Source organism: Streptomyces sp. a15 (assembly GCF_059026085.1).
Genome location: NZ_JBWLKM010000068.1, coordinates 15,847 through 40,335, shown reverse-complemented (window position 1 = coordinate 40,335; position 24,489 = coordinate 15,847). Strand labels below are relative to the sequence as shown.

At 70.0% G+C, this 24,489-nt stretch carries 17 protein-coding genes; 5 read left to right on the top strand and 12 right to left on the bottom strand.

Going from position 1 to position 24,489, the window contains the following annotated elements; translation table 11 throughout:
* Positions 1-2,838 (top strand): ATP-binding protein (locus AC5P09_RS39865; RefSeq protein ID WP_493878587.1); only part of this gene is annotated, 2,838 nt, incomplete at its 5' end.
* 14 nt (positions 2,839-2,852) lie between these two features.
* Positions 2,853-3,428 carry a response regulator gene (locus tag AC5P09_RS39860; protein WP_493878586.1) on the top strand — a complete coding sequence of 192 codons (576 nt, stop codon included), beginning with the start codon at positions 2,853-2,855 and terminating at the stop codon, positions 3,426-3,428.
* Positions 3,429-3,540: 112 nt separating this feature from the next.
* On the opposite strand, the gene AC5P09_RS39855 is transcribed toward AC5P09_RS39860, so the two are convergent.
* Both AC5P09_RS39855 and lepA read right to left on the bottom strand, forming a co-directional pair.
* Positions 3,541-5,415 (bottom strand): AMP-dependent synthetase/ligase, encoded by a 1,875-nt coding sequence (locus AC5P09_RS39855; RefSeq protein ID WP_493878585.1) that lies wholly within the window; start codon positions 5,413-5,415, stop codon positions 3,541-3,543.
* 212 nt (positions 5,416-5,627) lie between these two features.
* Positions 5,628-7,496 (bottom strand): translation elongation factor 4, encoded by a 1,869-nt coding sequence (gene lepA / locus AC5P09_RS39850; RefSeq protein ID WP_493878584.1) that lies wholly within the window; start codon positions 7,494-7,496, stop codon positions 5,628-5,630.
* Positions 7,497-7,739: 243 nt separating this feature from the next.
* On the opposite strand from lepA, the gene rpsT reads away from it, so the two are divergent.
* Complete coding sequence (rpsT, locus tag AC5P09_RS39845) at positions 7,740-8,006, top strand: 30S ribosomal protein S20 (protein ID WP_030601710.1); 267 nt, start codon at positions 7,740-7,742, stop codon at positions 8,004-8,006.
* A 194-nt stretch (positions 8,007-8,200) separates the two neighbouring features.
* Here the strand turns inward: rpsT and AC5P09_RS39840 are convergent, their stop codons facing one another.
* From AC5P09_RS39840 to leuS, 10 genes are all read right to left on the bottom strand, one after another.
* Complete coding sequence (locus AC5P09_RS39840; protein ID WP_493878583.1) at positions 8,201-8,596, bottom strand: nuclear transport factor 2 family protein; 396 nt, start codon at positions 8,594-8,596, stop codon at positions 8,201-8,203.
* Positions 8,597-8,676: 80 nt separating this feature from the next.
* A complete protein-coding gene (holA, locus tag AC5P09_RS39835; protein WP_493878582.1) occupies positions 8,677-9,666 on the bottom strand; it encodes a DNA polymerase III subunit delta in 990 nt (329 codons plus the stop codon).
* A gap of 77 nt (positions 9,667-9,743) precedes the next feature.
* Complete coding sequence (locus tag AC5P09_RS39830; protein WP_493878581.1) at positions 9,744-9,989, bottom strand: hypothetical protein; 246 nt, start codon at positions 9,987-9,989, stop codon at positions 9,744-9,746.
* A 37-nt stretch (positions 9,990-10,026) separates the two neighbouring features.
* Positions 10,027-10,908 (bottom strand): YceI family protein, encoded by an 882-nt coding sequence (locus AC5P09_RS39825; RefSeq protein WP_493878580.1) that lies wholly within the window; start codon positions 10,906-10,908, stop codon positions 10,027-10,029.
* A gap of 201 nt (positions 10,909-11,109) precedes the next feature.
* Complete coding sequence (locus AC5P09_RS39820; RefSeq protein WP_493878579.1) at positions 11,110-11,976, bottom strand: arylamine N-acetyltransferase family protein; 867 nt, start codon at positions 11,974-11,976, stop codon at positions 11,110-11,112.
* A 3-nt stretch (positions 11,977-11,979) separates the two neighbouring features.
* Entirely contained in the window at positions 11,980-14,691 is a 2,712-nt protein-coding gene (locus AC5P09_RS39815; protein WP_493878578.1) for a ComEC/Rec2 family competence protein, read from the bottom strand.
* Positions 14,688-15,596: a ComEA family DNA-binding protein gene (locus AC5P09_RS39810; RefSeq protein WP_493878592.1), complete on the bottom strand. Its 909-nt coding sequence runs from the start codon at positions 15,594-15,596 to the stop codon at positions 14,688-14,690. Before AC5P09_RS39810 ends, AC5P09_RS39815 begins: the two co-directional genes overlap by 4 nt.
* Before the next feature lie 821 nt (positions 15,597-16,417).
* Positions 16,418-17,263 carry a DegV family protein gene (locus AC5P09_RS39805; RefSeq protein WP_493878577.1) on the bottom strand — a complete coding sequence of 282 codons (846 nt, stop codon included), beginning with the start codon at positions 17,261-17,263 and terminating at the stop codon, positions 16,418-16,420.
* Between the two features lie 71 nt (positions 17,264-17,334).
* Positions 17,335-18,078 (bottom strand): hypothetical protein, encoded by a 744-nt coding sequence (locus tag AC5P09_RS39800; protein WP_493878576.1) that lies wholly within the window; start codon positions 18,076-18,078, stop codon positions 17,335-17,337.
* 136 nt (positions 18,079-18,214) lie between these two features.
* Entirely contained in the window at positions 18,215-21,103 is a 2,889-nt protein-coding gene (leuS, locus tag AC5P09_RS39795; RefSeq protein ID WP_493878575.1) for a leucine--tRNA ligase, read from the bottom strand.
* Positions 21,104-21,623: 520 nt separating this feature from the next.
* On the opposite strand from leuS, the gene AC5P09_RS39790 reads away from it, so the two are divergent.
* Positions 21,624-22,859 carry a ferric reductase-like transmembrane domain-containing protein gene (locus AC5P09_RS39790; protein ID WP_493878574.1) on the top strand — a complete coding sequence of 412 codons (1,236 nt, stop codon included), beginning with the start codon at positions 21,624-21,626 and terminating at the stop codon, positions 22,857-22,859.
* Positions 22,856-24,469, top strand: coding sequence for an NADH-ubiquinone oxidoreductase-F iron-sulfur binding region domain-containing protein (locus AC5P09_RS39785; RefSeq protein WP_493878573.1), 1,614 nt, complete (start codon positions 22,856-22,858; stop codon positions 24,467-24,469). Before AC5P09_RS39790 ends, AC5P09_RS39785 begins: the two co-directional genes overlap by 4 nt.
* The last annotated feature ends 20 nt before the right edge of the window (positions 24,470-24,489 follow it).

Genomic DNA, 24,489 nt, shown 5'->3' with positions numbered 1-24,489 from the left:
ACGATGGTCGACCAGCTCTCCGCCTTCGCCGACGAGGTCACGCGCGTGGCCCGCGAGGTCGGCACCGAAGGCAACCTGGGCGGCCAGGCGCAGGTGCGGGGCGTGTCGGGGGTCTGGAAGGACCTGACGGACAACGTCAACTTCATGGCCCTGAACCTGACCTCGCAGGTCCGGAACATCGCCCAGGTCACCACGGCCGTCGCGAACGGCGACCTGTCCAAGAAGATCACGGTCGACGCCCGCGGCGAGATACTCGAACTCAAGGACACCGTCAACACGATGGTGGAGCAACTGCGTGCCTTCGCCGACGAGGTCACCCGGGTGGCCCGCGAGGTCGGCACCGACGGCCGGCTCGGCGGACGCGCCCAGGTGCTGGGCGTCTCCGGTGTCTGGCGGGACCTGACCGACAACGTCAACTACATGGCCGACAACCTGACATCGCAGGTGCGGAACATCGCCCAGGTGGCCACGGCCGTGGCGCAGGGCGACCTGTCGAAGAAGATCGACGTGGACGCCCGCGGCGAGATCCTCGAACTGAAGACGACCATCAACACGATGGTCGACACCCTGTCCTCCTTCTCCTCCGAGGTCACCCGGGTGGCCCGCGAGGTCGGCAGCGAGGGCCAACTCGGCGGCCAGGCCCGGGTGGAGGGCGTGTACGGCACCTGGAAGCGCCTGACGACGAACGTGAACGAACTCGCCCTCAACCTCACCACCCAGGTCCGCGCGATCGCCGAGGTGGCCTCGGCGGTGGCCCAGGGCGACATGTCCCGCTCGATCACCGTGGAGACGCAGGGCGAGGTCACCGAGCTCAAGGACAACATCAACCTGATGGTGGCCAACCTGCGCGAGACGACCCGGGCGAAGGACTGGCTGGAGTCGAACCTGGCCCGTCTGGCCGCCCTGATGCAGGGCCACCGGGACCTGATGGAGGTCGCCGACCTGATCCTGCGCGAGCTGACCCCGCTGGTGAACGCGCAGTACGGCGCGTTCTTCCTGGCCGACCCGGACGAGGACGGCACCTCTCTCCACACGGCCGTTCCGGCGAAGGGGCTCGCGTTCATCGCCGGGTACGGCTCGGCGCAGAGCGCGACCGTCGACACCGGCAGCATGCCGGTGCACGGTCTCGTCCGCCAGGCCGCGCGCGAGAAGAAGCGGATCCTGGTGGAGGAGGCCCCGCCGGACTACATCAAGATCAACAGTGGTCTCGGCGAGGCGGCCCCGGCGAGCGTCGTCATCATCCCGATCCTCTTCGAGGACAAGCTCCTCGGCGTGATCGAGCTGGCGTCCTTCTCCCGCTTCTCCGACGTCCACCTGGCCTTCTTCGACCAGTTCGTGAACACCATCGGCGTCGCCATCAACACCATCATCGCCAACTCCCGCACGGAGTCCCTGCTCGGCGAGTCCCAGCGCCTGGCCATGCAGCTCCAGGAACGCTCCGACGAACTCCAGAAGCAGCAGGCCGAGTTGCAGCGTTCGAACGCCGAACTGGAGGAGAAGGCCGCCCTGTTGGCCACCTCCTCCCAGTACAAGTCGGAGTTCCTGGCGAACATGTCCCACGAACTGCGCACCCCGCTGAACTCCCTGCTGATCCTGGCCCGGCTGCTGTCGGACAACCCGGACGGCCGTCTCTCCGACCAGGAAGTCCAGTTCGCGACGACGATCCACCGTTCCGGCTCGGACCTCCTGCAGCTGATCAACGACATCCTCGACCTGTCGAAGATCGAGGCGGGCAGGATGGACGTACGCCCGAAGAGGCTGCCGTTGATCAAGCTGCTCGACTACGTCCACGCCACCTTCCGCCCGCTCACCCTGGACCGGGGGCTCGCGTTCGAGGTGACGGTCGGCGAGGACGTGCCGCGCGAGATGTACTCGGACGAGCAGCGCCTCCAGCAGATCCTGCGCAACCTGCTCTCCAACGCGATCAAGTTCACCGCCACGGGCCGGGTCGAGCTGCGCGTGACCCGCGCGAAGGACCCCGAGCACCACTACGTCCAGGGCAGCGACGAGGTGGTCGCCTTCGCGGTCTCCGACACCGGCATCGGCATCGCCCCCGAGAAACTCCCGGTGATCTTCGAGGCGTTCCAGCAGGCCGACGGCACGACCAACCGCAAGTACGGCGGCACCGGCCTGGGTCTGTCCATCAGCCGTGAGATCGCCGGCCTGCTGGGCGGCCGTATCGTCGCCGAGAGCGAGCCGGGCAAGGGGTCCACCTTCACGCTGTACGTCCCCGTCGTCAGCCCCGGCCACTCGGCGACCGGCCCGACCCCCGAGGACCGCCCCCTGGCGGTGTCGGACGAGCTGTCGGCCGAGCTCTACCCCACCGCCCCCGAGGCGGACGACTCCTGGCCCGCGCCCACCAAGCTGGAGGCCTGGACATCGGGGCATGCGGGCCAGGTCCTGGCCGGACGCCGGGTGTTGATCATCGACGACGACATCCGCAACGTCTTCGCCCTCACCCATGTCCTGGGCCGCGTCGGCATGCCCGTCCTCTATGCGGAGAACGGCCGCGAGGGCATCGAGACGCTGGAACGCAACCCGGACGTCGAACTCGTCCTGATGGACATCATGATGCCGGAGATGGACGGCTACGAGACCATCTCCGCCATCCGCCGCGCCCCCCGCTGGACGGGCCTGCCCATCGTCGCGCTCACCGCGAAGGCGATGCCGGGAGACCGCGAGAAGTCCATCGCGCGGGGCGCCAACGACTACGTACCGAAGCCGGTGGACGTCGACCAGCTGCTGACCGTCGTCTGCGCACTCCTGGACCCCGAGAGCGCGGCCGACGACGAGCACGCCGAGGTCGAGGAGGCTGTGGTTCCGCCGGCCGACGACTGAATGAGGCCAGTCACATGAGCGCTGCGGCAACGACCGACCAGAGTGCCGGCATCCTCCTCGTCGACGACATGGAGGACAACCTGATCGCACTCGAGGCCGTCCTGGGATCCCTCAACGAACCGCTCGTCCGCGCCCGTTCCGGCGAGGAAGCGATGAAGGCACTCCTGCGACAGCGGTTCGCTCTCGTCCTCCTCGACGTACGCATGCCGGGCATGGACGGTTTCGAGACCGCCGCCAACATCAAGCGCCTCGACCAGACCAAGGACGTCCCGATCATCTTTCTGACCGGCGCGGAGGACGACTCCGGCTACGCCTTCCGCGGCTACGCCACCGGAGCGGCCGACTACCTGACCAAGCCGTTCGACCCATGGGTCCTCCGCGCCAAGGTCACGGTGTTCCTGGACCTGCACCGCAAGAACCAGCAGTTGGAGCGGCTGCTGAGGCGGGAACAGGGCAGTTACGGCGAGGTGGGCGCGGGCCTGGCTGCCTTGGAGGCCCAGCTGGCGGGGGACGACCCTCCGGACATACCGGCGCTGCGCGCCCAGGTGAGGGAGCTACGGCAACTGGTAGCCAAAGGGGGCGTGACCTGACCTCTTTTAGGGGCGCGGGACTGTGTCGCTTTGCGGCTCCGCCGCGTGGGCGCGGCAAGCCACGAACCACCCGCAGCCGCCAAGCAGTCCCCGCCACCCCTCCGCTCCCGCGCTACGCCTCCCGCGACCCCGCGTACATCTCATCGATGAGGTGCTTGTACTCCCGCTCCACAACCGGCCGCTTCAGCTTCAGACTCGGCGTGATCTCACCGTGCTCGACATCAAGATCCCTCGGCAGCAACCGGAACTTCTTGATGGTCTGCCACCGCTGCAACCCCTCGTTGAGCTGCGCCACATACCCCTCGACCATCGAGACGGTCACCGGCGCGGCCACGACCTCCGCGTACGACTTGCCCTCCAGCCCGTTCTCCTTGGCCCAGTCCATAATCGAGACCTCGTCCAAGGCGATCAGCGCCGTGCAGAAGTTCCGGTCGGCCCCGTGGACCAGGATGTTGGACACGTACGGGCACACGGCCTTGAACTGCCCCTCGACCTCGGCGGGCGCGATGTACTTGCCGCCGGACGTCTTGATGAGGTCCTTCTTGCGGTCGGTGATCCGCAGGTACCCGTCGGGCGACAGCTCACCGATGTCACCGGTGTGGAACCAGCCGTCCGCCTCGAGGACCTCGGCGGTCTTCTCGGGCAGGCCGTGGTAGCCCTCCATGATGCCGGGACCACGCAGCAGGATCTCGCCGTCGTCCGCGATCCGCACCTCCGTGCCGGGCAGCGGCTTGCCGACCGTGCCGGTGCGGTACGCCTCGCCGGGGTTCACGAAGGATGCGGCCGACGACTCCGTGAGGCCGTAGCCCTCGAGGATGTGGACGCCGGCGCCGGAGAAGAAGTAGCCGATCTCGGGCGAGAGCGCGGCCGAGCCGGAGACGCACGCCCGCAGGTTGCCGCCGAACGCCTCACGGATCTTGGCATAGACGAGCGCGTCCGCGACCTTGTGCTTCGCCCCCAGCCCGAAGGGGACGGACGCCGTGCCGGTGCGCCGGAAGTTGTCCTGCGCGACCTTGGCGTACTCGCGGGCGACCTCGGCGGCCCACTGGAAGATCTTGTACTTGGCGCCGCCGGCCGCACGGGCCTTCGCGGCGATCCCGTTGTAGACCTTCTCGAAGATGCGCGGGACCGCCGCCATGTACGTCGGCTGGACGACCGGCAGATTCTCGATGATCTTGTCGACGCGGCCGTCGACGGCGGTGACGTGCCCGACCTCGATCTGGCCGGAGGTGAGCACCTTGCCGAAGACGTGCGCGAGCGGCAGCCACAGGTACTGCACGTCCTCGGCGCTGACCAGCCCGGTCGCGGCGATCGCCTTCGCCATGTACGCCCAGTTGTCGTGCGGCAGGCGCACGCCCTTGGGGCGGCCGGTGGTGCCGGAGGTGTAGATGAGGGTGGCGAGCTGGTCCTTGGTGATCGCGCCGACCTTCTCCTTGATCAGGTCGGGGTGCTTCTCCAGGTACGCGGCGCCGCGCTGCTCCAGTTCGGTGAGCGTGAGCACCCAGTCGCCCGTCTCGACGCCGGCCGGGTCGATCACCACGACATGGGTGAGGTCGGCCAGCTCGGCGCGCTTCTCTTCCGCCTTGGCGAGCTGCTCGGCGTTCTCCGCGAACAGGACCTTGCTGCCGGAGTCCGAGAGGATGAACGCGGACTCCTCGGCGTTGGTCTGCGGATAGATGGTGGTCGTGGCGGCGCCCGCGCACAGGATGCCCAGATCCGCGAGGATCCACTCGACCCGCGTCGAGGAGGAGAGGGCGACCCGCTGCTCCGGCTGCACGCCGAGCTCGATCAGACCGGCGGCGATGGAGTACACCCGCTCGGCGGTCTGCCCCCAGCTCAGCGACTTCCAGTCGTCCGGGCCCTGACCGGAGGCCGGAGGCACCGGATACCGGTATGCCTCGGCGTCCGGTGTGGCCGCCACGCGCTCCAGGAAGAGGGCCGCCACGGTCGGCGGACGGTTCTCGATCAGTGTCTGTGTGTCGCTCACGACATCCTCCGGGGCCCGCGGCTGTGCGGCTGGCTCATTGCGGCTGTTGTTTAACTCACGAGTAACTACCGAGCAGGGATCAGAGTAAAGCGCGACCGGCCGGTGCGTAAGAGGCGGCGGCCTGTCATTTCATACAGAGAGCGACGCTACTTACGCGTAGGGGCTCACCGCGCCGACACGCGGTGAGCCCCTATTTTCGCCGTAAACGTCGGCTACTTCTTGCCCTTGCCGGATCCCGCGTTCTCGTCGCTGGACAGCACGGCGATGAAGGCCTCCTGCGGAACCTCCACAGAGCCCACCATCTTCATCCGCTTCTTGCCCTCCTTCTGCTTCTCCAGCAGCTTCCGCTTGCGGGAGATGTCACCGCCGTAGCACTTGGCGAGGACGTCCTTGCGGATGGCGCGGATGGTCTCGCGGGCGATGACCCGGGAGCCGATGGCGGCCTGGATGGGGATCTCGAAGGCCTGGCGCGGGATCAGCTCGCGCAGCTTGGCGACGAGCCGGACGCCGTACGCGTAAGCCGCGTCCCTGTGGGTGACGGCGGAGAAGGCGTCGACGCGGTCGCCGTGGAGCAGGATGTCGACCTTCACCAGTTGGGCATCCTGCTCGCCGGTGGGCTCGTAGTCCAGGGAGGCGTAGCCGCGGGTCTTGGACTTCAGCTGGTCGAAGAAGTCGAAGACGATCTCGGCGAGGGGGAGCGTGTAGCGGATCTCGACGCGGTCCTCGGAGAGGTAGTCCATGCCCAGGAGGGTGCCGCGGCGGGTCTGGCACAGCTCCATGATCGAGCCGATGAACTCGCTGGGCGCGAGGATCGTGGCCCGGACGACCGGCTCGAAGACCTTGTCGATCTTGCCCTCGGGGAACTCGCTCGGGTTGGTGACCGTGTGCTCCTTCCCGTCCTCCATGATCACGCGGTAGACCACGTTCGGCGCGGTGGCGATGAGTTCGAGGTTGAACTCGCGCTCCAGGCGCTCACGGATGACGTCGAGGTGCAGCAGGCCGAGGAAGCCGACGCGGAAGCCGAAGCCGAGGGCCGCGGAGGTCTCCGGCTCGTAGACCAGGGCGGCGTCGTTGAGCTGCAGCTTGTCCAGGGCCTCGCGCAGGTCCGGGTAGTCCGAGCCGTCCAGCGGATAGAGGCCGGAGAAGACCATCGGCTTGGGGTCCTTGTACCCGCCGAGGGCCTCGGTGGCGCCCTTGTCCTTGCTGGTGATGGTGTCACCGACCTTGGACTGACGGACGTCCTTCACGCCGGTGATGATGTAGCCCACCTCGCCGACGCCGATGCCGTCGGCCGGCGTCATCTCGGGGGACGAGACGCCGATCTCGAGGAGCTCGTGGGTGGCGCCGGTCGACATCATCTTGATGCGCTCGCGCTTGTTGAGCTGGCCGTCGATGACACGGACGTACGTGACCACGCCCCGGTAGGAGTCGTAGACCGAGTCGAAGATCATCGCGCGGGCCGGGGCGTCCTTGACGCCGACCGGGGCCGGCACGTCGCGGACCACCCGGTCCAGGAGCGCGTCCACGCCGATGCCGGTCTTCGCCGAGACCTTGAGCACGTCATCGGGGTCGCAGCCGATGAGGTTGGCAAGCTCCTCGGAGAACTTCTCCGGCTGCGCGGCCGGCAGGTCGATCTTGTTCAGTACGGGGATGATCTTGAGGTCGTTCTCCATCGCCAGGTAGAGGTTGGCGAGGGTCTGGGCCTCGATGCCCTGGGCGGCGTCGACGAGGAGCACGGTCCCCTCGCAGGCCGCGAGCGACCGCGAGACCTCGTAGGTGAAGTCGACGTGCCCCGGGGTGTCGATCATGTTGAGGATGTGCGTGTTGGTCTTGTCATGGGTGGGAGCCCACGGCAGACGCACGGCCTGTGACTTGATCGTGATTCCGCGCTCACGCTCGATGTCCATGCGGTCGAGGTACTGAGCACGCATCTGCCGTTGCTCCACCACACCGGTCAGCTGGAGCATCCGGTCGGCGAGCGTGGACTTGCCGTGGTCGATGTGCGCGATGATGCAAAAGTTGCGGAGCAGTGCCGGGTCGGTACGGCTCGGCTCGGGCACATGGCTGGGGATCGCGGGCACGCAGGGTCCTGATTCTTGAGGCGTCCGCAGTGTCTGCGGTCTCGGGTCGGATCGATACGTAGCCTCCATGGTCCCACGGGCGGGGACCGGCGACCGGTTTGGGCCACTCGGCAGCCCGCTGGTAGTCTGGGTGGCTGTGTCTCCTGCCCTCTCAGCACGAGACACGACTTCTGGAAATCATCGGTACAAAACATCGGCACAGGACCCGTGCGGCCCCGTGCCTGAACCTGTAGAGGCTCATTCGTGGCGAACATCAAGTCCCAGATCAAGCGGATCAAGACCAACGAGAAGGCCCGGCTGCGCAACAAGGCCGTCAAGTCCTCCCTGAAGACCGCGATCCGCAAGGCCCGCGAGGCCGCTGCCGCGGGTGACGTCGAGAAGGCCACCGAGTACCAGCGCGCGGCTGCGCGTCAGCTCGACAAGGCCGTCTCCAAGGGCGTCATCCACAAGAACCAGGCCGCCAACAAGAAGTCGGCGCTGGCGTCGAAGGTCACGACCCTCAAGGGCTGAACTCGTTCTTTGATCTGACCGCTGGAAGGACCCAGGGCGGGCCCTCTCTCATCCGCCCCCGACCGGCACCCCGAGTCTGTACGCGGCCTGCGTTCGCCACGCGGGTACGGACTCACCTTCTTCGAACCGAAGGCCCCGCCGCCTGCCCTTCCCCAGGGCGGGTGGCGGGGCCTTCGGCTTGTTCGCGGACGCTGTCAGGCCCAGAACTCGTTGATCTTGTCGATATCGTCGGTGCACTCTTCGAGATCGGTGAACTTGTCCCCGACGATCCGGAAAACGATCGCGGCGTCCTCCTCGAGGCGCTTGCCCTTGCGCTCGGCCGTGAAGTGGTGCACGGAGACCGCATGCCCCCGGCCGTCGACGAGAACGTTGCGCAGTTCGGCGTCTACCGTCCCGCCGGTCTCCTCGAAGAGCCGGCCGTACATCTCGATGATCGCGTCCTGGCCCTTGTAGTCCCCCGAGAGCTGGTGGCTTCCGGGCACATGGTGCTTGCAGTCCGCCGTCATCAACCCACGCAAGCCGTCCATGTCACCGCTCAGGAACGCTTCGTATCCCTTGCGGACGAGTGCTGCGTGCGGGTGTTCAGCCATGCCGACCGCCACCTTTCCTTGTTCGGCGATTAAGGCTGATACGTCCGATTCTCCTCCCCGCAGCGGGAAGGGCTACTGGATCACACCCGTCCCCTGGACCGCGCCGCCCGCGCGATCGCCACGACCGCCTTCTCCAGGGCGTACTCGGGATCGTCCCCGCCGCCCTTCACGCCGGCGTCGGCCTCGGCCACGGCCCGCAGCGCGTAGGCCACCCCGTCCGGCGTCCAGCCCCGCATCTGCTGCCGTACCCGGTCGATCTTCCAGGGCGGCATGCCCAGCTCGCGCGCGAGGTCGGCCGGACGTCCCCCTCGCGCGGAGGACAGCTTGCCGATGGCCCGTACGCCCTGCGCCAGCGCGCTGGTGATCAGCACCGGCGCGACCCCCGTCGCCAGCGACCACCGGAGCGCCTCCAGCGCCTCGGCGGCCCGCCCCTCCACCGCCCGGTCGGCGACGGTGAAGCTCGATGCCTCGGCCCGCCCGGTGTAGTACCGCCCGACGACGGCCTCGTCGATGGTCCCCTCGACATCGGCGACCAGCTGGGACACGGCGGACGCCAGCTCCCGCAGGTCACTGCCGATCGAGTCCACGAGCGCCTGACAGGCCTCGGGCGTCGCGGACCGCCCGGTCGCCCGGAACTCGCCCCGCACGAACGCCAGCCGGTCCGCCGGCTTCGTCATCTTCGGGCACGCCACCTCCCGGGCCCCCGCCTTGCGCGCGGCATCCAGGAGCGCCTTGCCCTTGGCCCCACCCGCGTGCAGCAGCACGAGCGTGATCTCCTCGGCGGGCGCCCCGAGATACGCCTTCACGTCCTTGACCGTGTCCGCCGACAGATCCTGCGCATTGCGCACGACGACGACCTTGCGCTCCGCGAAGAGCGACGGGCTGGTCAACTCGGCGAGCGTCCCGGGCTGCAACTGGTCCGAGGTCAGGTCCCGTACGTCCGTGTCGGCGTCGGAGGCCCGGGCGGCGGCCACCACGTCCCGCACGGCACGGTCGAGCAGGAGGTCCTCCTGGCCCACGGCAAGAGTCACCGGGGCGAGAGGGTCGTCATTCGCAGTCTTCCTGGACATTGCGCCAAGCATGGCACGCGCCACTGACAACGGGTGCCGGTGCTGGGCTCGGACGGCATCACCAGCGGCCGGCCCGGCTACGGCTCCTCCCGCCACCCATCCCACTCGCCTGCGAACTCGTCCAGCTCCCGCGGATCCAGCCGCTCCGCCTCGTCCCGCAGCACGACGAGCCACTGGGCGTCCTCGGCATCGTCCTCACCGGCCAGCGCGTCCCGTACCAGCCGCGGTTCCTCGTCGACCCCGAACCGGTCCCCGAGCGCCTGGGCCACCTCTTCCGCGGCATCACGGTCGGGCAGCACCAGCACATGTCTCACATCACTCACGAAGCCATTGTCCGGTACCCCACCCCGGGCGACCGGCTCACCCCTTGCGCACGACCTGTACGTCGAGGTCGATCCGGATGCTGGGCCCGACGACCGCGATCCCGCGCGCCAGCATCGTCTGCCAGCTCACCGTGAAGTCGTCCCGGCGCAACTCGGTCGTGGCCCGGCAGGCCGCCCGCACCTCGCCCTCCATGCCGTTGCCGAGCCCGAGGTACTCCGTGTCGAGGGTGACCGTACGCGTCACCCCGTGCAGCGACAGTGCGCCCGTGATCGCCCACCGGTTGCCGCCCTTGTGCACGAACCGCTCGCTGTAGAACTCCAGCGTCGGGAAGCGCTGTACGTCGAGGAAGTCGTCCGACCGCAGATGGTCGTCGCGCATCCTGACGTTCGTGTCGATGGACGCCGCGTCGATCACCACATGCATCGCCGAGTGATCCATCTGGTCGGCGATCCGTATGACCCCCGCGAAGGAGTTGAACCGCCCGTGGATCCGGGCCAGCCCGATGTGCCGCGCGGTGAAGGCGATCGAGGAATGCGTCGGCTCGATCTCCCAGTCCCCCGGCGACGGCAGCTCGGGCGGCCGAGCCACCTGGAGGGTCACGTCACCGAGCGAGGCGAGCGCGTTCTCCCCGACCACGGCGGTCGCCCGGTACGGCGTGTATCCCTCGGCCGAGACCGCGAGCCGGTACTCACCCGCCGGCACCGTCGTCACGAACGACCCGAAGGGATCCATACCCCCGACGGCCACCTTGCGGCCCGCGACGTCGGTGACCGCGAACTCGGCGTGGACCACCGGCTCGTTGACCGGGTCGAGTACCCGGCAGCTGAGCACCCCGGCGCTCGGCGGGGTGCGCACCGCCGCCAGGGGACTCGTCCGCTGCGTCCGGTTCGTTCGGCTTCCCAGCCAGCGACCGATCATCTTCGACACCCCTGCACGCCTCGACATCACTGCTGCCGAAGACGCATTCGACCACTGATGAGGCTTTCGAGGCAACACAAGGCCACATCATGGGAAACCAGCACATGTGCCGGATCTAAAACCGGCTCCAAAACACGAGTGGCCCCGAGTCGCCCCGAGTGGCCTCGTGTGGTGACCACGTGTGGCCTCATGTGGTCCGAATCAGCCGTGCGGGTGGGGATCTCGCACAGTCGGCACACTGTCGAGCTCGATCCCGAACCGCTCCCGGTACACCGCCAGCACCTCCTCTTCCGAGTCCAGCTCGCGCTCCTCCCGCGTCCCGTCGGCAGCCGTCGCCTTGAAGGTGCGGCCACTGAGTGTGATCCGTCCTCCGTCCTCCGTCACCCGCGAGCAGACCAGCGACTGCGTGAAGTGCGAGACCGGCGAGGTGCAGTGCCACCAGGCCCCGGCCACGAAGTCACCGAGCACCCGCGGCCGCAGCTCCAGGCGGTACTGAGGCCTGCCGTTCACGACGACGTCCAGGTCGGCCGCCCCCGCCACCCCCGCCCCGGCCGCCTCCGGTCCCGCCTCCGGTCCCGCCTCGGCGATCCGGAACGTGCCGCCGGGATCCTTCTGTTCCCCCCGCTCCCTGAACGCCAGCGGATAGTGACTGTGCGCCCCGAACCCGACGTCGGCCAGCCACTCACCCCCGTCCAGCGTCCGCACCCGCAGCGCGAGATGGTCGTACGGAATCCCGAGCCGCCCCTCCTCCCCGTACACCCGCCCCGCGAGCAGCGTGACGTCGAATCCGAGCGCGGTGAGCAACGCCCCGAACGCGCCGTTGAGTTCGTAACAGAACCCTCCTCGCCGCGAGCCCACCACCTTGTCCAGCAGCCGTTCCTCCTCGAGCACGATCTCCTCCCCGAGGTGGATCGACAGGTTCTCGAAGGGCACGGTCCGCAGGTGACGCAGATGCAGATCGCGCAGCATGTCGAGGGTGGCGCTCGGGGCGCCGCCGGTACCGGTGAGCCACTCGGACGGCTCGACCCCCAGACGGCGGAGATAGGCATCGACCTGTGTGGAATCCATGGCTCAGTCTCGCCCCACCCAAAGTTCCCCGCCGCCCATACGGCCGCTCATACCGCCGCCCGTACCGGCGACCGCGAGCGCCCCGTCCTGGTCGGTCCGCAGCACCACCGCACCTCCGGCCCGCAGCGCGGCGACCGTACTCGGAGCCGGGTGCCCATACGGGTTGTCGGCGCCGCAAGAAATGAGCGCCAGCCGCGGCGCCACCCGGCGTATCAGCTCCGGGTCCTGGTAGGCCGAGCCGTGGTGGGCGACCTTGAGCACATCCACCCCGCCCAGCCGCGCACCCGCAGGCGACCTCAACAGCGCCTGCTGCGCCGGTGGTTCGAGATCCCCGAGCAGCAGGAACCGCAGCCCGGCCGACCTGACAAGCAAGGCGACACTCGCGTCGTTCGGCCCCTCCGGCTCCGGTGCCGGGCGCGGCGGCGGCCACAGCACCTCCCAGGACAGTGCCCCGGTACGCCGCTGCTCACCGGCCATGCCACGCGTCACGGGAATGCGCCGCGCCGCCGCCTCCCTCCGTACGAACTCCGCCTGGTCCACCGGCTCTTCGTAGCCCGTCGTCTCGATCGCCCCGACCGACCGCCCGCGCAGCACTCCGGGCAGCCCCGCCACATGGTCGGCGTGGAAGTGGGTCAGCACGACCAGCGGGATCCTGGTGATGCCGAGCGTGCGCAGGCAGTGGTCGACGAGCGCCGGATCGGGCCCCGCGTCCACGACCACACCCGTGCCCTCGCCCGCCGCGAGCACCGTCGCGTCGCCCTGCCCCACGTCGCACATCGCCATCCGCCATCCCGGTGGCGGCCAGCCCGTGATCACCCTGGTCAGCGGCGGCGGCTGCACGACCGCCAGCAGAGCCAGCAGCCCGCAGGCAGCGCACAACCAGGGATGTCCCAGCAGCCGCCGGCCGACGAGCAGGACGACCACGGTGACGAGGAGAAGCAGCGCCGCCCCGGCCCAGGTGTCCGGCCAGTCCACTCCCGCACCGGGCAGCGACGCCCCGGTACGCGCGATCTCCGCGATCCACTCGGCGGGCCAACTAGCGCACCAGGCCAGCCCCTTGGCCACCGGCATCACCACGGGTGCCGTCGCCAGCGCCGCGAAGCCCAGCACCGTGGCCGGTGCCACGGCGAACTCCACAAGGAGGTTGCACGGCACCGCCACCAGACTCACCCGCGCCGACAGCACCGCGACGACCGGCGCGCACAAGGCCTGCGCGGCAGCCGCGGCCGCCAGCGCCTCGGCCAGTCGCGGCGGCACCCGGCGCCGTCGCAGCACGAGGCTCCAGCGCGGCGCCAGTGTGAGCAGGGCACCGGTTGCCAGGACGGAGAGGAGGAAGCCGTAACTCCTGGCCAGCCACGGGTCGTACAGCACCAGCAGCAGAACGGCCGTCGCCAGCGCCGGGATCAGTGACCTTCGCCGCCCGGTCGCGAGCGCGAGCAGCGCGACGGCTCCACAGGCCGCGGCCCGCAGCACGCTCGGGTCCGGCCGGCACACGACGACGAACGCAAGGGTGAGCACCCCGCCGAGCAGCGCGGTCGTCCGGAGCGAGATGCCCAGGCGGGGCGCGAGTCCGCGGCGCTCTGCGAGCTGGGCCAGACCGGGCGGGCCGATGAGCAGGGCGAGGATGATCGTGAGGTTGCTCCCGGACACGGCCAGGGTGTGCGCGAGGTCGGTCTCCTTGAAGGCCTCGTCCAGTTCCGGAGTGATCCGTGCGGTGTCCCCGACGACCAACCCGGGCAGCAGGGCCCGCGCGTCCGCCGACAGCCCGTCTGTGGCCTCCCGCAGCCCCGCGCGCAGCCGGCCCGCGAACCGCTGCGCCGCCGACGGCTCCTCCACCACCTCCGGCGCGGCCCGACCCCGCACCCGCAGCACCGCCGCGAACCGGTCGCCGCTCACTGCGGCGGGCGCCAGCCGCGCGGTCACCCGCAGCCGCGTGGACGGCAACAGCCCTAGCCAGGGCGACCGGCCCAGCCCGTCCGGGGAAGCCTGCGCCCCCTTGCCATCGGGCCGCGATCCGGCCGACGTGCCGTCGAGCGGCGCCCCGGAGAGCCGCGCCCCCGACGCACCGACGACAGCTCGGCCGACCCCCGAACCCACGTCGACGATCAGCAACACCGGCGTTCGCGTCGCCACCAGCGCCCCGCGCACCGCCTCCACGCGCCGCACCTCGGCGTTGATCAGTACGGAGACCGGCGCCGCGTGGTTGCCCCTGATCCGGGGCCGGGTGAGCCGCGGATCCGAGGTCACCTCGACCTCGGCGGTCACGGTCGCGTACTCCCGTGCCAACTCAGGCACCGGCCCCCGCCGCAGATCGGCCCCATGAAGCCCGGCCGACACGGCGGCCGCCCCGACACACAACAGCACGGCGGCAGCGGAGGCCCGCGGCCAGGTGACGCGCACGGTCCAAACACGCGCCCACAAGGACACGAGGAGTACACCTGCCACGGCGAGACACACGGCCGCAAGGCCGGTGACCCACCGCGGTGAGGCGTCCAGCATCAACGCGGCCGTCGCCCAGGCCGCGAGCGCGGGCGGTACGAGACGTAGATCCGTCGGTCCTTCCTGCCGCGGGTGAGGATCGCCGAGCCGTCTGCCGGAGGCCTCGTGAACGGCGAGGGGGGAGCTGGGGCCAGGATCGGGATCAGGGCCGGGGTCGTGATCGGAGCCAGGGCCGAGGGTGTCGTCCTCGGGCGGCACATCGGGCGTGTGCCTCATGGCCGTACCAGATTCCGCAGGTCGGCAAAGCGGCGGTCGCCGATGCCGTTGACCTCACGCAGCTCGTCCACGGAGCGGAAGCCGCCGTGCTGGGTGCGGTAGTCGACGATGTGCTGCGCCAGCACGGGGCCGACGCCCGGCAGCGTGTCGAGCTGGTCGACGGTGGCGGTGTTGAGGGAGACAGGAGCAGCCGGTGCCGCTCCCGCCACCGAGCCGGCCGGGCCACCGCCCAGGCCCGTGCCCCCCGTAGTGACCGAGCCCGGCATCGAGGCGCCGGCAGGACCGCCGACGATCACCTGTTCTCCGTCCACGAGGAACCGGGCGCGGTTGAGACCGTCGGTGTTCGTACCGGGCCGCACCCCACCGGCCGCGCGCAACGCGTCGGCGACCCGCGAACCGGCCGGCAGGCGATGGATACCCGGTTCACGAACCTTGCCGCTGACGTCCACGACGATCTCGACCCCGGCCGTCCTCACGGCGTTCGGCGCCCCGGCCGAGGCAGCCGGTGGCTCTGCGGGCTCGCCGCTCTGCTGCCCCTCCTCGTACGGAGCGGCCGCGCGCACCACCTCGGGCGCTCGGACGGCCTCGGTGCGGCCCGCCCAGAAGTGCTGCAGGGCGAAAACCGCGGCGACGACGAGCACCACAGAGAGCGCCAGGACGCTCCGCCGCTCCAGACCACACCTCGTCTGCACCCACACCGGCATCCGCTCCCGCAGAGCAAACCCGGCCCACCCCCGCCGCCCGACCGAACCGAGCCCCACCTCGAGGCCCGTCACACCGGTCCTGACTGTCTCCCCCGACCCGACCAGCCCGTCCGACCCAGCCGATCCGGCCGACCCAACAAACTCGGCCCTCTCAGCCGACCGGACCCCGACCGGCCCGACTGACGCAGCAACCCCGACCAGTCCGTCCGACCCAGCCGACCCGACCGACCCAACAGACTCGCCCCTCCCAGCCAACCCGACCCCGACTGGCCCGACCGGCCCAGCAACCCCGACCAGTCTTTCCGACCCAGCCGACCCGACCGACCCGACCGACTCGCCCCTCCCAGCCAACCCGACCTCGACTGATCCAACTGATCCAGCTGCCCCGACTGGCCCAACAGTCCCGACCAGCCCCGTCGGCCCAACCGGCCGGACCGACCCGCCCAGCCCACCGGTCAAGCCAACGTCCGCATCCTCCGCGCCCCCGGAACCCGCGGGCCCCATGCGGTCCGGCTCAGCCTCGACTCCCGCAGCCGTAACAACACGCGATGCCACACGACCGCCGAGACCCTCACCGTCAACCCGACCTACAACCACGCCGGCACCCGACGCATCCGGGCTCGCCCCCGCTCGCCCGTCACCGCCCTCCGCAGCCCGCGCTCCCCCGCCCGGCGGCCCCTTCCCCGACTCCCGCCACTCTCCCGCGCGTTCGGCGAACAACGCCTCCGCCCGTCGCCGGAGTTCGTCCGCGGAGGCGTGCCGGGCACGGCCATGGGTGGGGCGCCGGCGATGGCGAGTGCGCCCGTCGGAGGCGGGGCCGCGGCCCGGGCCACTGGTTGCGTTCGCTGTGTGTGAGCGTGATCGAAGTGCCATGCGCCGAGGATCGGCCACCTCGACACTTCCGCGATGATCTTGGTCAATTCCCGGGGATTACCGCCGGGTTGTGGATAACTCCGTCACCCACACGAGCGCGGACGCCCCAAACACGCCCAACACCCCCGCACACGCCTCCCCCGCCAACCTCAACGCGGCGAGACCACAACCCCCAACAACCCAGGCCCCGTATGCGCCCCGATCACCGCCCCGACCTCGCTCACATGCAGATCGGCCAGCCCCGGCACCCGCACCCGCAGCCGGTCCGCCAGGGCCGACGCCCGCTCGGGGGCGGCGAGATGGTGCACGGCGATGTCGACCTGCGCGCCGCCTGCCCGGTCCACCGCGATCTCCTCGAGGCGGGCGATGGCCTTCGACGCCGTCCGCACCTTCTCCAGTGGCTCGATCCGGCCGCCCTGGAGCTGCAGCAACGGCTTCACCGCGAGCGCGGAACCGAAGAGGGCCTGCGCGGCGCCGATCCGGCCGCCGCGGCGCAGATAGTCGAGGGTGTCGACGTAGAAGTAGGCGGAGGTGCCCGCGGCCCGCTTCTCCGCGGCCGTCACGGCCTCGTCCACGGTGCCGCCCGTCTCCGCGGCCTCCGCCGCCGCGAGTGCGCAGAACCCGAGGGCCATGGCGACCATCCCGGTGTCCACCACCCGCACCGGAACCGGTGCCTCGCGCGCCGCCACGACCGCCGCGTCATGGGTGCCGGAGAGTTCGGCGGACAGGTGCAGGGAGACGATGCCGGTGGCGCCGGCCTCGGCGACCTTGCGGTAGGTCTCCGCGAACACCTGGGGGCTGGGCCGCGAGGTGGTGACGGAACGTCGCTTCTGCAACGCCTGGGCCAGCGAACGGGTCGAGATCTCGGTGCCCTCTTCGAGCGCCCGGTCGCCGAGGACCACGGTCAGCGGCACCGCGGTGATGCCGTGACGCTCCATCGTCCGCGGCGGCAGGTAGGCCGTTGAATCGGTGACGATCGCGACATGGCGGGACATGAGCTGGAGGTTACCTGGCGTAGCGCCCCGGCGGCAGCCCGGCCCCTCTCACCTGGGCGTCCGTGTCCGGATCAAGTCGTGCTCTCCGGGCGGGTCTTCTTCTGCCAGGGATAGGTGGGGCGTGGGCTCGGCGGGGTGATGGCCGGCCGCGTGGGTTCCTCGGCGGTGCGTGCCTTGGGCGTCTCCGGCCAGGTCTGCCGGGCCGTGCCGGTGTCGGGGGCGGCCTGTGCCTCCGGCCACGGGGGCGGGGGTGTGGCGGAGGCGGGTTCCGCTGTCGTCCAGTGCCGCAGGGCGCCGGCCTCGACGTCGATCTGCGTGCTGAGCGAGTCCAGGTCGTCGTCAGCGAAGCGGCGGGCGCGGTCGCGGGCCGCCCAGCGCAGCGAGTCTGCCGACTGAGTGATCCGCTCGGTGCGGTCACGCAGGCCGGGCAGCCGCTCGCCGAGCGTCGACTTGTCGGGCTCGGACTCCAGGCGCCGGAGCTCGGCGTCCAGTTCGTGCCCGTGCGCGCTGAGCCGCTCGAAGAGGCCGATGGACTCCTTGAGGGACTCGTCCTCGGCCACGCCCGCGTGCAGGGCCTCCTGGGTGGCGCGCATCGACGTGCGCAGCTTGAGCCGCAGCTGGGCGATCTCGCCCGCCGGGCCGGGCTGGGCGAAGGACTTGGCACGCAGGGTGTGGTCCTCGACCGTACGACGGGCCTGGGTGATGGTGCGGTCCACTCCGCGCTTGGCGGCGCCGACCACCTTCACGGTGGCGTAGGCGCCGAGCACCACAAAGAGCACGAAAAGCAGGGCGACAACTGCGATCACTGCTTCCACCAGCTCCTCCTCCGACCGTCGGCACGCTCCGCGCCGCTCTTCAACGGTAAACGCTACGGGCAGGCCCGGAGTTCCTGAAGAACCCCGAACCTGCCCGTAGGGGACTACCCCGAGCTGCGGCCGGACGCCGCCGTACCTACGCCGGAACGATGTTCACCAGCTTCGGTGCCCGCACGATCACCTTGCGGATCCCCGCGCCGTCCAGTGCCGCCACGACCTTCTCGTCGGCCAGCGCGACCTTCTCCAGCTCGTCGTCGGAGATGGATGGGGAGACCTCCAGCCGCGCCTTGACCTTGCCCTTGATCTGCACGACGCAGGTCACGCTCTCGTCCACGACGTAGGCCGGGTCGGCGACCGGGAAGTCCTGGTGGACGACCGAGTCGGTGTGGCCCAGCCTGCGCCACAGCTCCTCGGCGATGTGCGGGGCCAGCGGCGCGACCAGCAGCACCAGAGGCTCGGCGACCGACCTCGGCACCGCGCCGCCCGCCTTGGTCAGGTGGTTGTTCAGCTCGGTGACCTTGGCGATGGCGGTGTTGAACCGCATGCCCTCCAGGTCCTGGCGCACCCCGTCGATCGCCTTGTGCAGGGCACGCAGTGTGCCCTCGTCGGGCTCCGTGTCGGCCACCGACAGCGCGCCGGTCGTCTCGTCCACGACGTTGCGCCACAGTCGCTGCAGCAGCCTGAACTGACCCACCACCGCGCGCGTGTCCCACGGCCGGGACACGTCCAGCGGGCCCATTGCCATCTCGTACAGGCGCAGGGTGTCGGCGCCGTACTCGTCGCAGATCTCGTCCGGAGTGACCGCGTTCTTCAGGGACTTGCCCATCTTGCCCAGCAGTCGGGAGACCTTCTCGCCCTGGTAGTAGTACGCGCCGTCGCGCTCCTCCACCTCGGCGGCCGGCACCGCGATGCCACGGCTGTCACGGTAGACGTAGGCCTGGATCATGCCCTGGTTGAACAGCTTGTGGAACGGCTCCGCCGAGGAGACGTGCCCCAGGTCGTGCAGGACCTTGGACCAGAAGCGGGCGTACAGCAGGTGCAGTACGGCGTGCTCGGCCCCGCCGACGTACAGGTCGACGCCGCCGTGCGGCTGGCCCTCGCGCGGGCCCATCCAGTACTGCTCGATCTCCGGGTCGACCAGCTTCCGGTCGTTGTGCGGGTCCAGGTAGCGCAGCTCGTACCAGCAGGAACCGGCCCAGTTGGGCATGGTGTTGGTCTCGCGGCGGTACGGGCGGGGGCCGCGTCCGTCGCCCAGGTCCAGGGTGACGTCGACCCAGTCCTCATTGCGCGACAGGGGGGTCTCGGGCACGGTGTCGGCGTCGTCCGGGTCGAAGGTGCGCGGCGAGTAGTCCTCGACCTCCGGCAGCTCCAGCGGCAGCATCGACTCGGGCAGGGCGTGGGCGATGCCGTCCTCGTCGTACACGATCGGGAAGGGCTCGCCCCAGTAGCGCTGCCGGCTGAACAGCCAGTCCCGCAGCCGGAAGTTGACCGTGCCCTCGCCGATGCCCTTGCGTGCCATCCACTCGGTGATGCGTGCCTTGGCGTCGGCGACACCCAGGCCGTCCAGCGAGATGTCGTCGCTGGAGGAGTTGATGATCTTCGCGTCGTACGACGCGAAGGCGTCCTCCCAGGTCGAGGTGTCGGTGCCGCGGCCGTCGGTCGGCTCGACGATGCAGTGGATCGGCAGCTCGAAGGCGCGCGCGAACTCGAAGTCACGCTGGTCGCCCGCCGGGACGGCCATGATCGCGCCGGTGCCGTAGCCCATCAGCACGTAGTCGGCGATGAAGACCGGGATCTGCTCGCCGTTGACCGGGTTGGTCGCGTACGCGCCGATGAAGACACCGGTCTTGTCCTTGGCCTCGGCCTGCCGCTCCACGTCGGACTTGGATGCTGCCTGCGGGCGGTACGCGGCGACGGCCTCCCCGGGGGTGGCGTGACCGCCGGTCCACACGTCGTGGGTGCCCTCGGGCCAGGCGGCCGGGGTGAACTTCTCGACCAGCGGGTGCTCGGGGGCCAGCACCATGTAGGTCGCGCCGAACAGGGTGTCCGGGCGGGTGGTGAAGACCGTGATGCGCTCGCCGTCGATCGGGAAGTCGACGCGGGCGCCCTCGGAGCGGCCGATCCAGTTGCGCTGCTGCAGCTTGATGGCCTCGGGCCAGTCCAGCGCGTCCAGGTCGTCCAGCAGCCGGTCGGCGTAGGCGGTGATGCGCATGTTCCACTGGCGCAGCTTGGCCTTGAAGACGGGGAAGTTGCCGCGCTCGGAGCGGCCGTCGGCGGTGACCTCCTCGTTTGCCAGCACGGTGCCCAGGCCGGGGCACCAGTTGACCGGCGCGTCGGAGGCGTACGCCAGACGGAACTCGCCCAGGACGTCGGCGCGCTCGGTGGCGCTCAGCTCGTGCCACGCGCGCGTGTGCCCCGGTACGGCGCGCTCACCGGTCTCGAACTGGGCGATCAGCTCGGCGATGGGGCGGGCCTTGTCGGCCTCGTCGTCGTACCAGGAGTTGAAGATCTGCAGGAAGATCCACTGGGTCCACTTGTAGTAGTCCGGGTCGATCGTTGCGAACGACCGGCGGTTGTCGTGGCCCAGGCCCAGCTGGCGCAGCTGGATCTTCATGTTCTCGATGTTGGCCTCGGTGGACACCCGCGGGTGCGTGCCGGTCTGCACGGCGTACTGCTCGGCGGGCAGGCCGAAGGCGTCGAAGCCCAGGGTGTGCAGGACGTTGTGGCCGGTCATGCGCTGGAACCGGGCATAGACGTCGGTGGCGATGTAGCCCAGGGGGTGGCCGACATGCAGGCCCGCACCGGAGGGGTACGGGAACATGTCCATGATGAACTTCTTGGGCTTGGCGCTCAGCTCCGGATCACCGGCCAGGTCACCGCTCGGGTTCGGCGCCGCGTAGGTGCCCTCGGCGTCCCAGAAGTCCTGCCAGCGTGCCTCGATGTCGGCCGCCATGGCGGCCGTGTAGCGGTGCGGCGCTGCCTCCGCCGACACGGCAGCGGCGGCAGCGGGGTTCGTCTCGCTCATGATCCTCAAAGCTCCATCGATCGTCTCTGCCAGCGGCTGTGACATCCGGGAAACGAAAAATCCCCTCGCACAGGAGGGGACGCCGCGCCGATTCCGACCATCCGATTCGCCCGGTGGTCGGGACTGATCAGCGCGGCTCGCTAAGCAGAAGGCGTACGGCACGCATGGCGTTAGGGTACCGCAGCCGTTGAGCACGATGCGACGCGCTTACGTATGCCCTCTTGGCACCGGGTGCCGCCCTCACCGACCCGTCCACCAGATTCCGTCCAGCACACTGATCACACCCGCCGACCACTGAACCAACGCCACAGGTTACTTCGCGTAACAACCCCTAAGGGACATCACAACGACGACCTTGTCGTTTGGTAACAACGCAATAACTCAAACCTCGTACCCATCGGTATGGAGCCACTTAGAGTGCGGCAGCGGGACCGCTTTCCCGAAACTGCTCGGAGTTGCCCCCATGAACCCTCGTCGTAGTAACAGCTCGCTCCCCAAAACGGGCCGGTCGGCCTATGGGATGGCGTCGGCTGCCTTCCTGCTCCTCATACCCGTATTCGTGCTGGTCGGAGGTGACAGGGTCCGGGACTTCCTCAATTTCGGCGCGGGCGTCCTGTCGCTCGTCTCGCTCAGCTGCTCGGTGATCTGGGGCCTGGTCGCCCAGGACCGGGTCTTCCTGAACACGCGCCAACGGATCATCGGACAGGCGGTGCACCGGACGACCGCGGTCGCCTCGATCGCGTTCCTGCTGTTGCACATCACCACCAAAGTCGCGCTCGATCACACAAGCCTGATCTCGGCGCTGATCCCCTTCTCGCTCGGCGTGACCGGAAGCGCCGGCCTGATCGGCCTCGGCTCCCTGGCCGGCCTGCTCATGATCTTCGTGGGCATCACGGGCGCCATGCGCAGCGCCTTCGCCTCCCCGGCCCCGATCGCGGCCCGCTGGCGCGCCATGCACATGCTGGCCTACCCGGCCTGGTGCGCCGCACTCGTCCACGGCCTGTACGCGGGCCGCACGGCGAAGCCGATCTTCGTGATCCTGTACGGCCTGTCCCTGCTCGGCGTCACCGCGGCCCTCGCCCTGCGCGCGGCCCCGCGCCCGGTCAAGCGCAAGGTCGCCGACAGGATCACCGCGTTCCTGGGAACCAGCGAGGAACGGCCGGGCCGCGAGGAGCTCGACGCCAGCCGGGCCAGGATGGCCGAGGGCGCCGCGCTGCCGGGCTACGAGAACCGGCGCGGCCCGCGCGCCGCCCAGCCCGGCACGGCACCCCCGTACGACGCCCCCCTGGGCGCCCCCGCGTCCCCGGAGCCCGCGAACGGCTTCGCGGCCGCCTACCGGGCCGTGTCGACACCACGCCAACAGCAGCCCTACGCGGCCGACCAGACCGCGCGCATGGACCTGCCGATGGACATGCAGCCCACAGAGGCGATCCCGCGCTACGACAACGGCGGCAGCACCTCGGGCAGCTGGCCGATCCCCTCTCCGCCGCCGGTCGGCGAGGCGCCCCCGTCGGCCTACGACCCGCTCCAGGACACCGGATACAACATCCCGGCCTATGACAATTCAGGCGCCTCGGGCTATGGCTCGAGTGACGTGTACGACACCGCTGAGACGAACAACCTCTACGGCGCGTACTACCCGGACGACACGTACAACAGCGGTCCCGCCACTGAAACAACGCCCGGTGCTTCCTACGACTTCGACGCACCGGGTTCGGGCGAACCTTGGAACACGCCTTCCGGAGGCTTTAAGTGAACGAGGCCCTGCCCGACGTCCCAGAAGTCCGCGTGGTCGGCCTTCCCCAGCTCACGTCGGGCTTCGACCTTGTCGAGAGACTCGACCTGCCCATGCACCTGAAGGTGCACGGGCCGCTCGAACCGATGGGCGGCGAGCAGCTCGCGAAGCTCTCGGAGGCCATCAACCTGAAGGGCCGCGGCGGCGCGGGCTTCCCCTTCCACAAGAAGCTGCGCTCCGTCGCCGAGTCGGCGATCAAGCGCGGCGTACGGCCGGTCGTCGTCGTCAACGGCAGCGAGGACGAACCGGCCTGCCGCAAGGACACGGTGCTCATCAACCGTGCCCCGCACCTCATTCTGGACGGCGCTCTGCTGGTCGCGGAGGCGCTGGGTGCCCGCACGCTCGTGGTGGGGGTCACCCGGGAGTCCACGCAACGCTCCATGGAGGCCGCGCTCGCCGAACGCGGCCTCAGCAACGGCCGCCGATCGGCTCTACGCGCGCGCGTGCAGCGCAATCCCGTCCGCATGGTCACCGGAGCGGCGGCGTCGCTGATCCGCTCCATCGACGGCGGCCCCGCGATCCCGCCGGGCCGCAAGGTCAGCGCCTCGCAGACCGGCGTGGGCGGGGCGCCCACCCTGCTGTCGAACGCCGAGACCTTCGCCCAGCTCGCGATCGCCGCCCGCATCGGCCCCGAGCGCTACGGCAACACCGGCCTGTACGACGAGCCGGGCACCGTCATGCTCACGGTCTCCGGCGCGGTCGCGCGCCCCATGGTCATCGAGGTCCCCACGGGCGTGCCATTGCGCTACGTCCTCCAGCTGGCCGGCGCCCCGCCGGTCCCGCAGGGTGTGCTGACCGGCGGGTACCACGGCAAGTGGATCGACGCGGCGACGGTCAACGAGGCGATCGTCTCGCGTAACTCCCTGGACGCGGTGGGCGGTTCGCTCGGCGCCGGCGCGATCCTGCCGATCAGTCAGGAGACGTGTCCGCTGGGCGAGTCGCTGCGCGTGGCGCAGTGGCTGGCCGAGGAGAGCGCGGGACAGTGCGGTCCCTGCTACCTCGGTCTGCCGGCCGCCGCGCGCGGCATGGAGGACATCATCAACGGCGGCGGCCCGGCCGCCCTCGAGGCGCTCAAGCAGGTCGCCAAGAACGTGAAGCGGCGCGGTGCGTGCTCGCACCCCGACGGGTCCGCGATGTTCCTGGAGTCGACGATCAAGGCGTTCACGGACGACCTGGCCGCGCACGTCCTCGGGAACGGCTGCGGAAGGCCCGTGGAGGGCGTTCTGCCGCTCTTCGAGGGCGGCAAGACGCTCACGGGCATCCCCGGCGGCAGCGAGGCCGAGGAGAACGGCCCCAGCCGTCAGAAGATCTACGTCGACTGGACGCTGTGCCGGGGCCACGGCCTGTGCGCCGACATCCTCCCGGAGGTCTTCGAACTGGGCGCCGACGGCTTTCCGACCGTCGCGCAGGCCCAGGTGCCGCGCTACGCGGAGGCGAAGGCGCTGCGCGCGGTGCGGCGCTGCCCGGCGCTGGCCCTGCGCATCGAGGAGGACACGCGCTCGCAGGGCGCGACCCGCAACAACCTCCCGGTCCTCTCCCAGGGCCGCGGCCGCCGCGCCCTGGGTCGCTGACCACACGACGAAGGCGGGTC

Excerpts from the sequence above, each read along its gene's own strand:
- AC5P09_RS39860 (WP_493878586.1), top strand. The coding sequence starts at position 2,853 with ATGAGCGCTGCGGCAACGACCGACCAGAGTGCCGGCATCCTCCTCGTC.
- AC5P09_RS39840 (WP_493878583.1), bottom strand. The coding sequence starts at position 8,596 with ATGGCTGAACACCCGCACGCAGCACTCGTCCGCAAGGGATACGAAGCG.
- holA (WP_493878582.1), bottom strand. The coding sequence starts at position 9,666 with ATGTCCAGGAAGACTGCGAATGACGACCCTCTCGCCCCGGTGACTCTT.
- AC5P09_RS39825 (WP_493878580.1), bottom strand. The coding sequence starts at position 10,908 with ATGATCGGTCGCTGGCTGGGAAGCCGAACGAACCGGACGCAGCGGACG.
- AC5P09_RS39820 (WP_493878579.1), bottom strand. The coding sequence starts at position 11,976 with ATGGATTCCACACAGGTCGATGCCTATCTCCGCCGTCTGGGGGTCGAG.
- AC5P09_RS39815 (WP_493878578.1), bottom strand. The coding sequence starts at position 14,691 with ATGAGGCACACGCCCGATGTGCCGCCCGAGGACGACACCCTCGGCCCT.
- AC5P09_RS39805 (WP_493878577.1), bottom strand. The coding sequence starts at position 17,263 with ATGTCCCGCCATGTCGCGATCGTCACCGATTCAACGGCCTACCTGCCG.
- leuS (WP_493878575.1), bottom strand. The coding sequence starts at position 21,103 with ATGAGCGAGACGAACCCCGCTGCCGCCGCTGCCGTGTCGGCGGAGGCA.
- AC5P09_RS39790 (WP_493878574.1), top strand. The coding sequence starts at position 21,624 with ATGGCGTCGGCTGCCTTCCTGCTCCTCATACCCGTATTCGTGCTGGTC.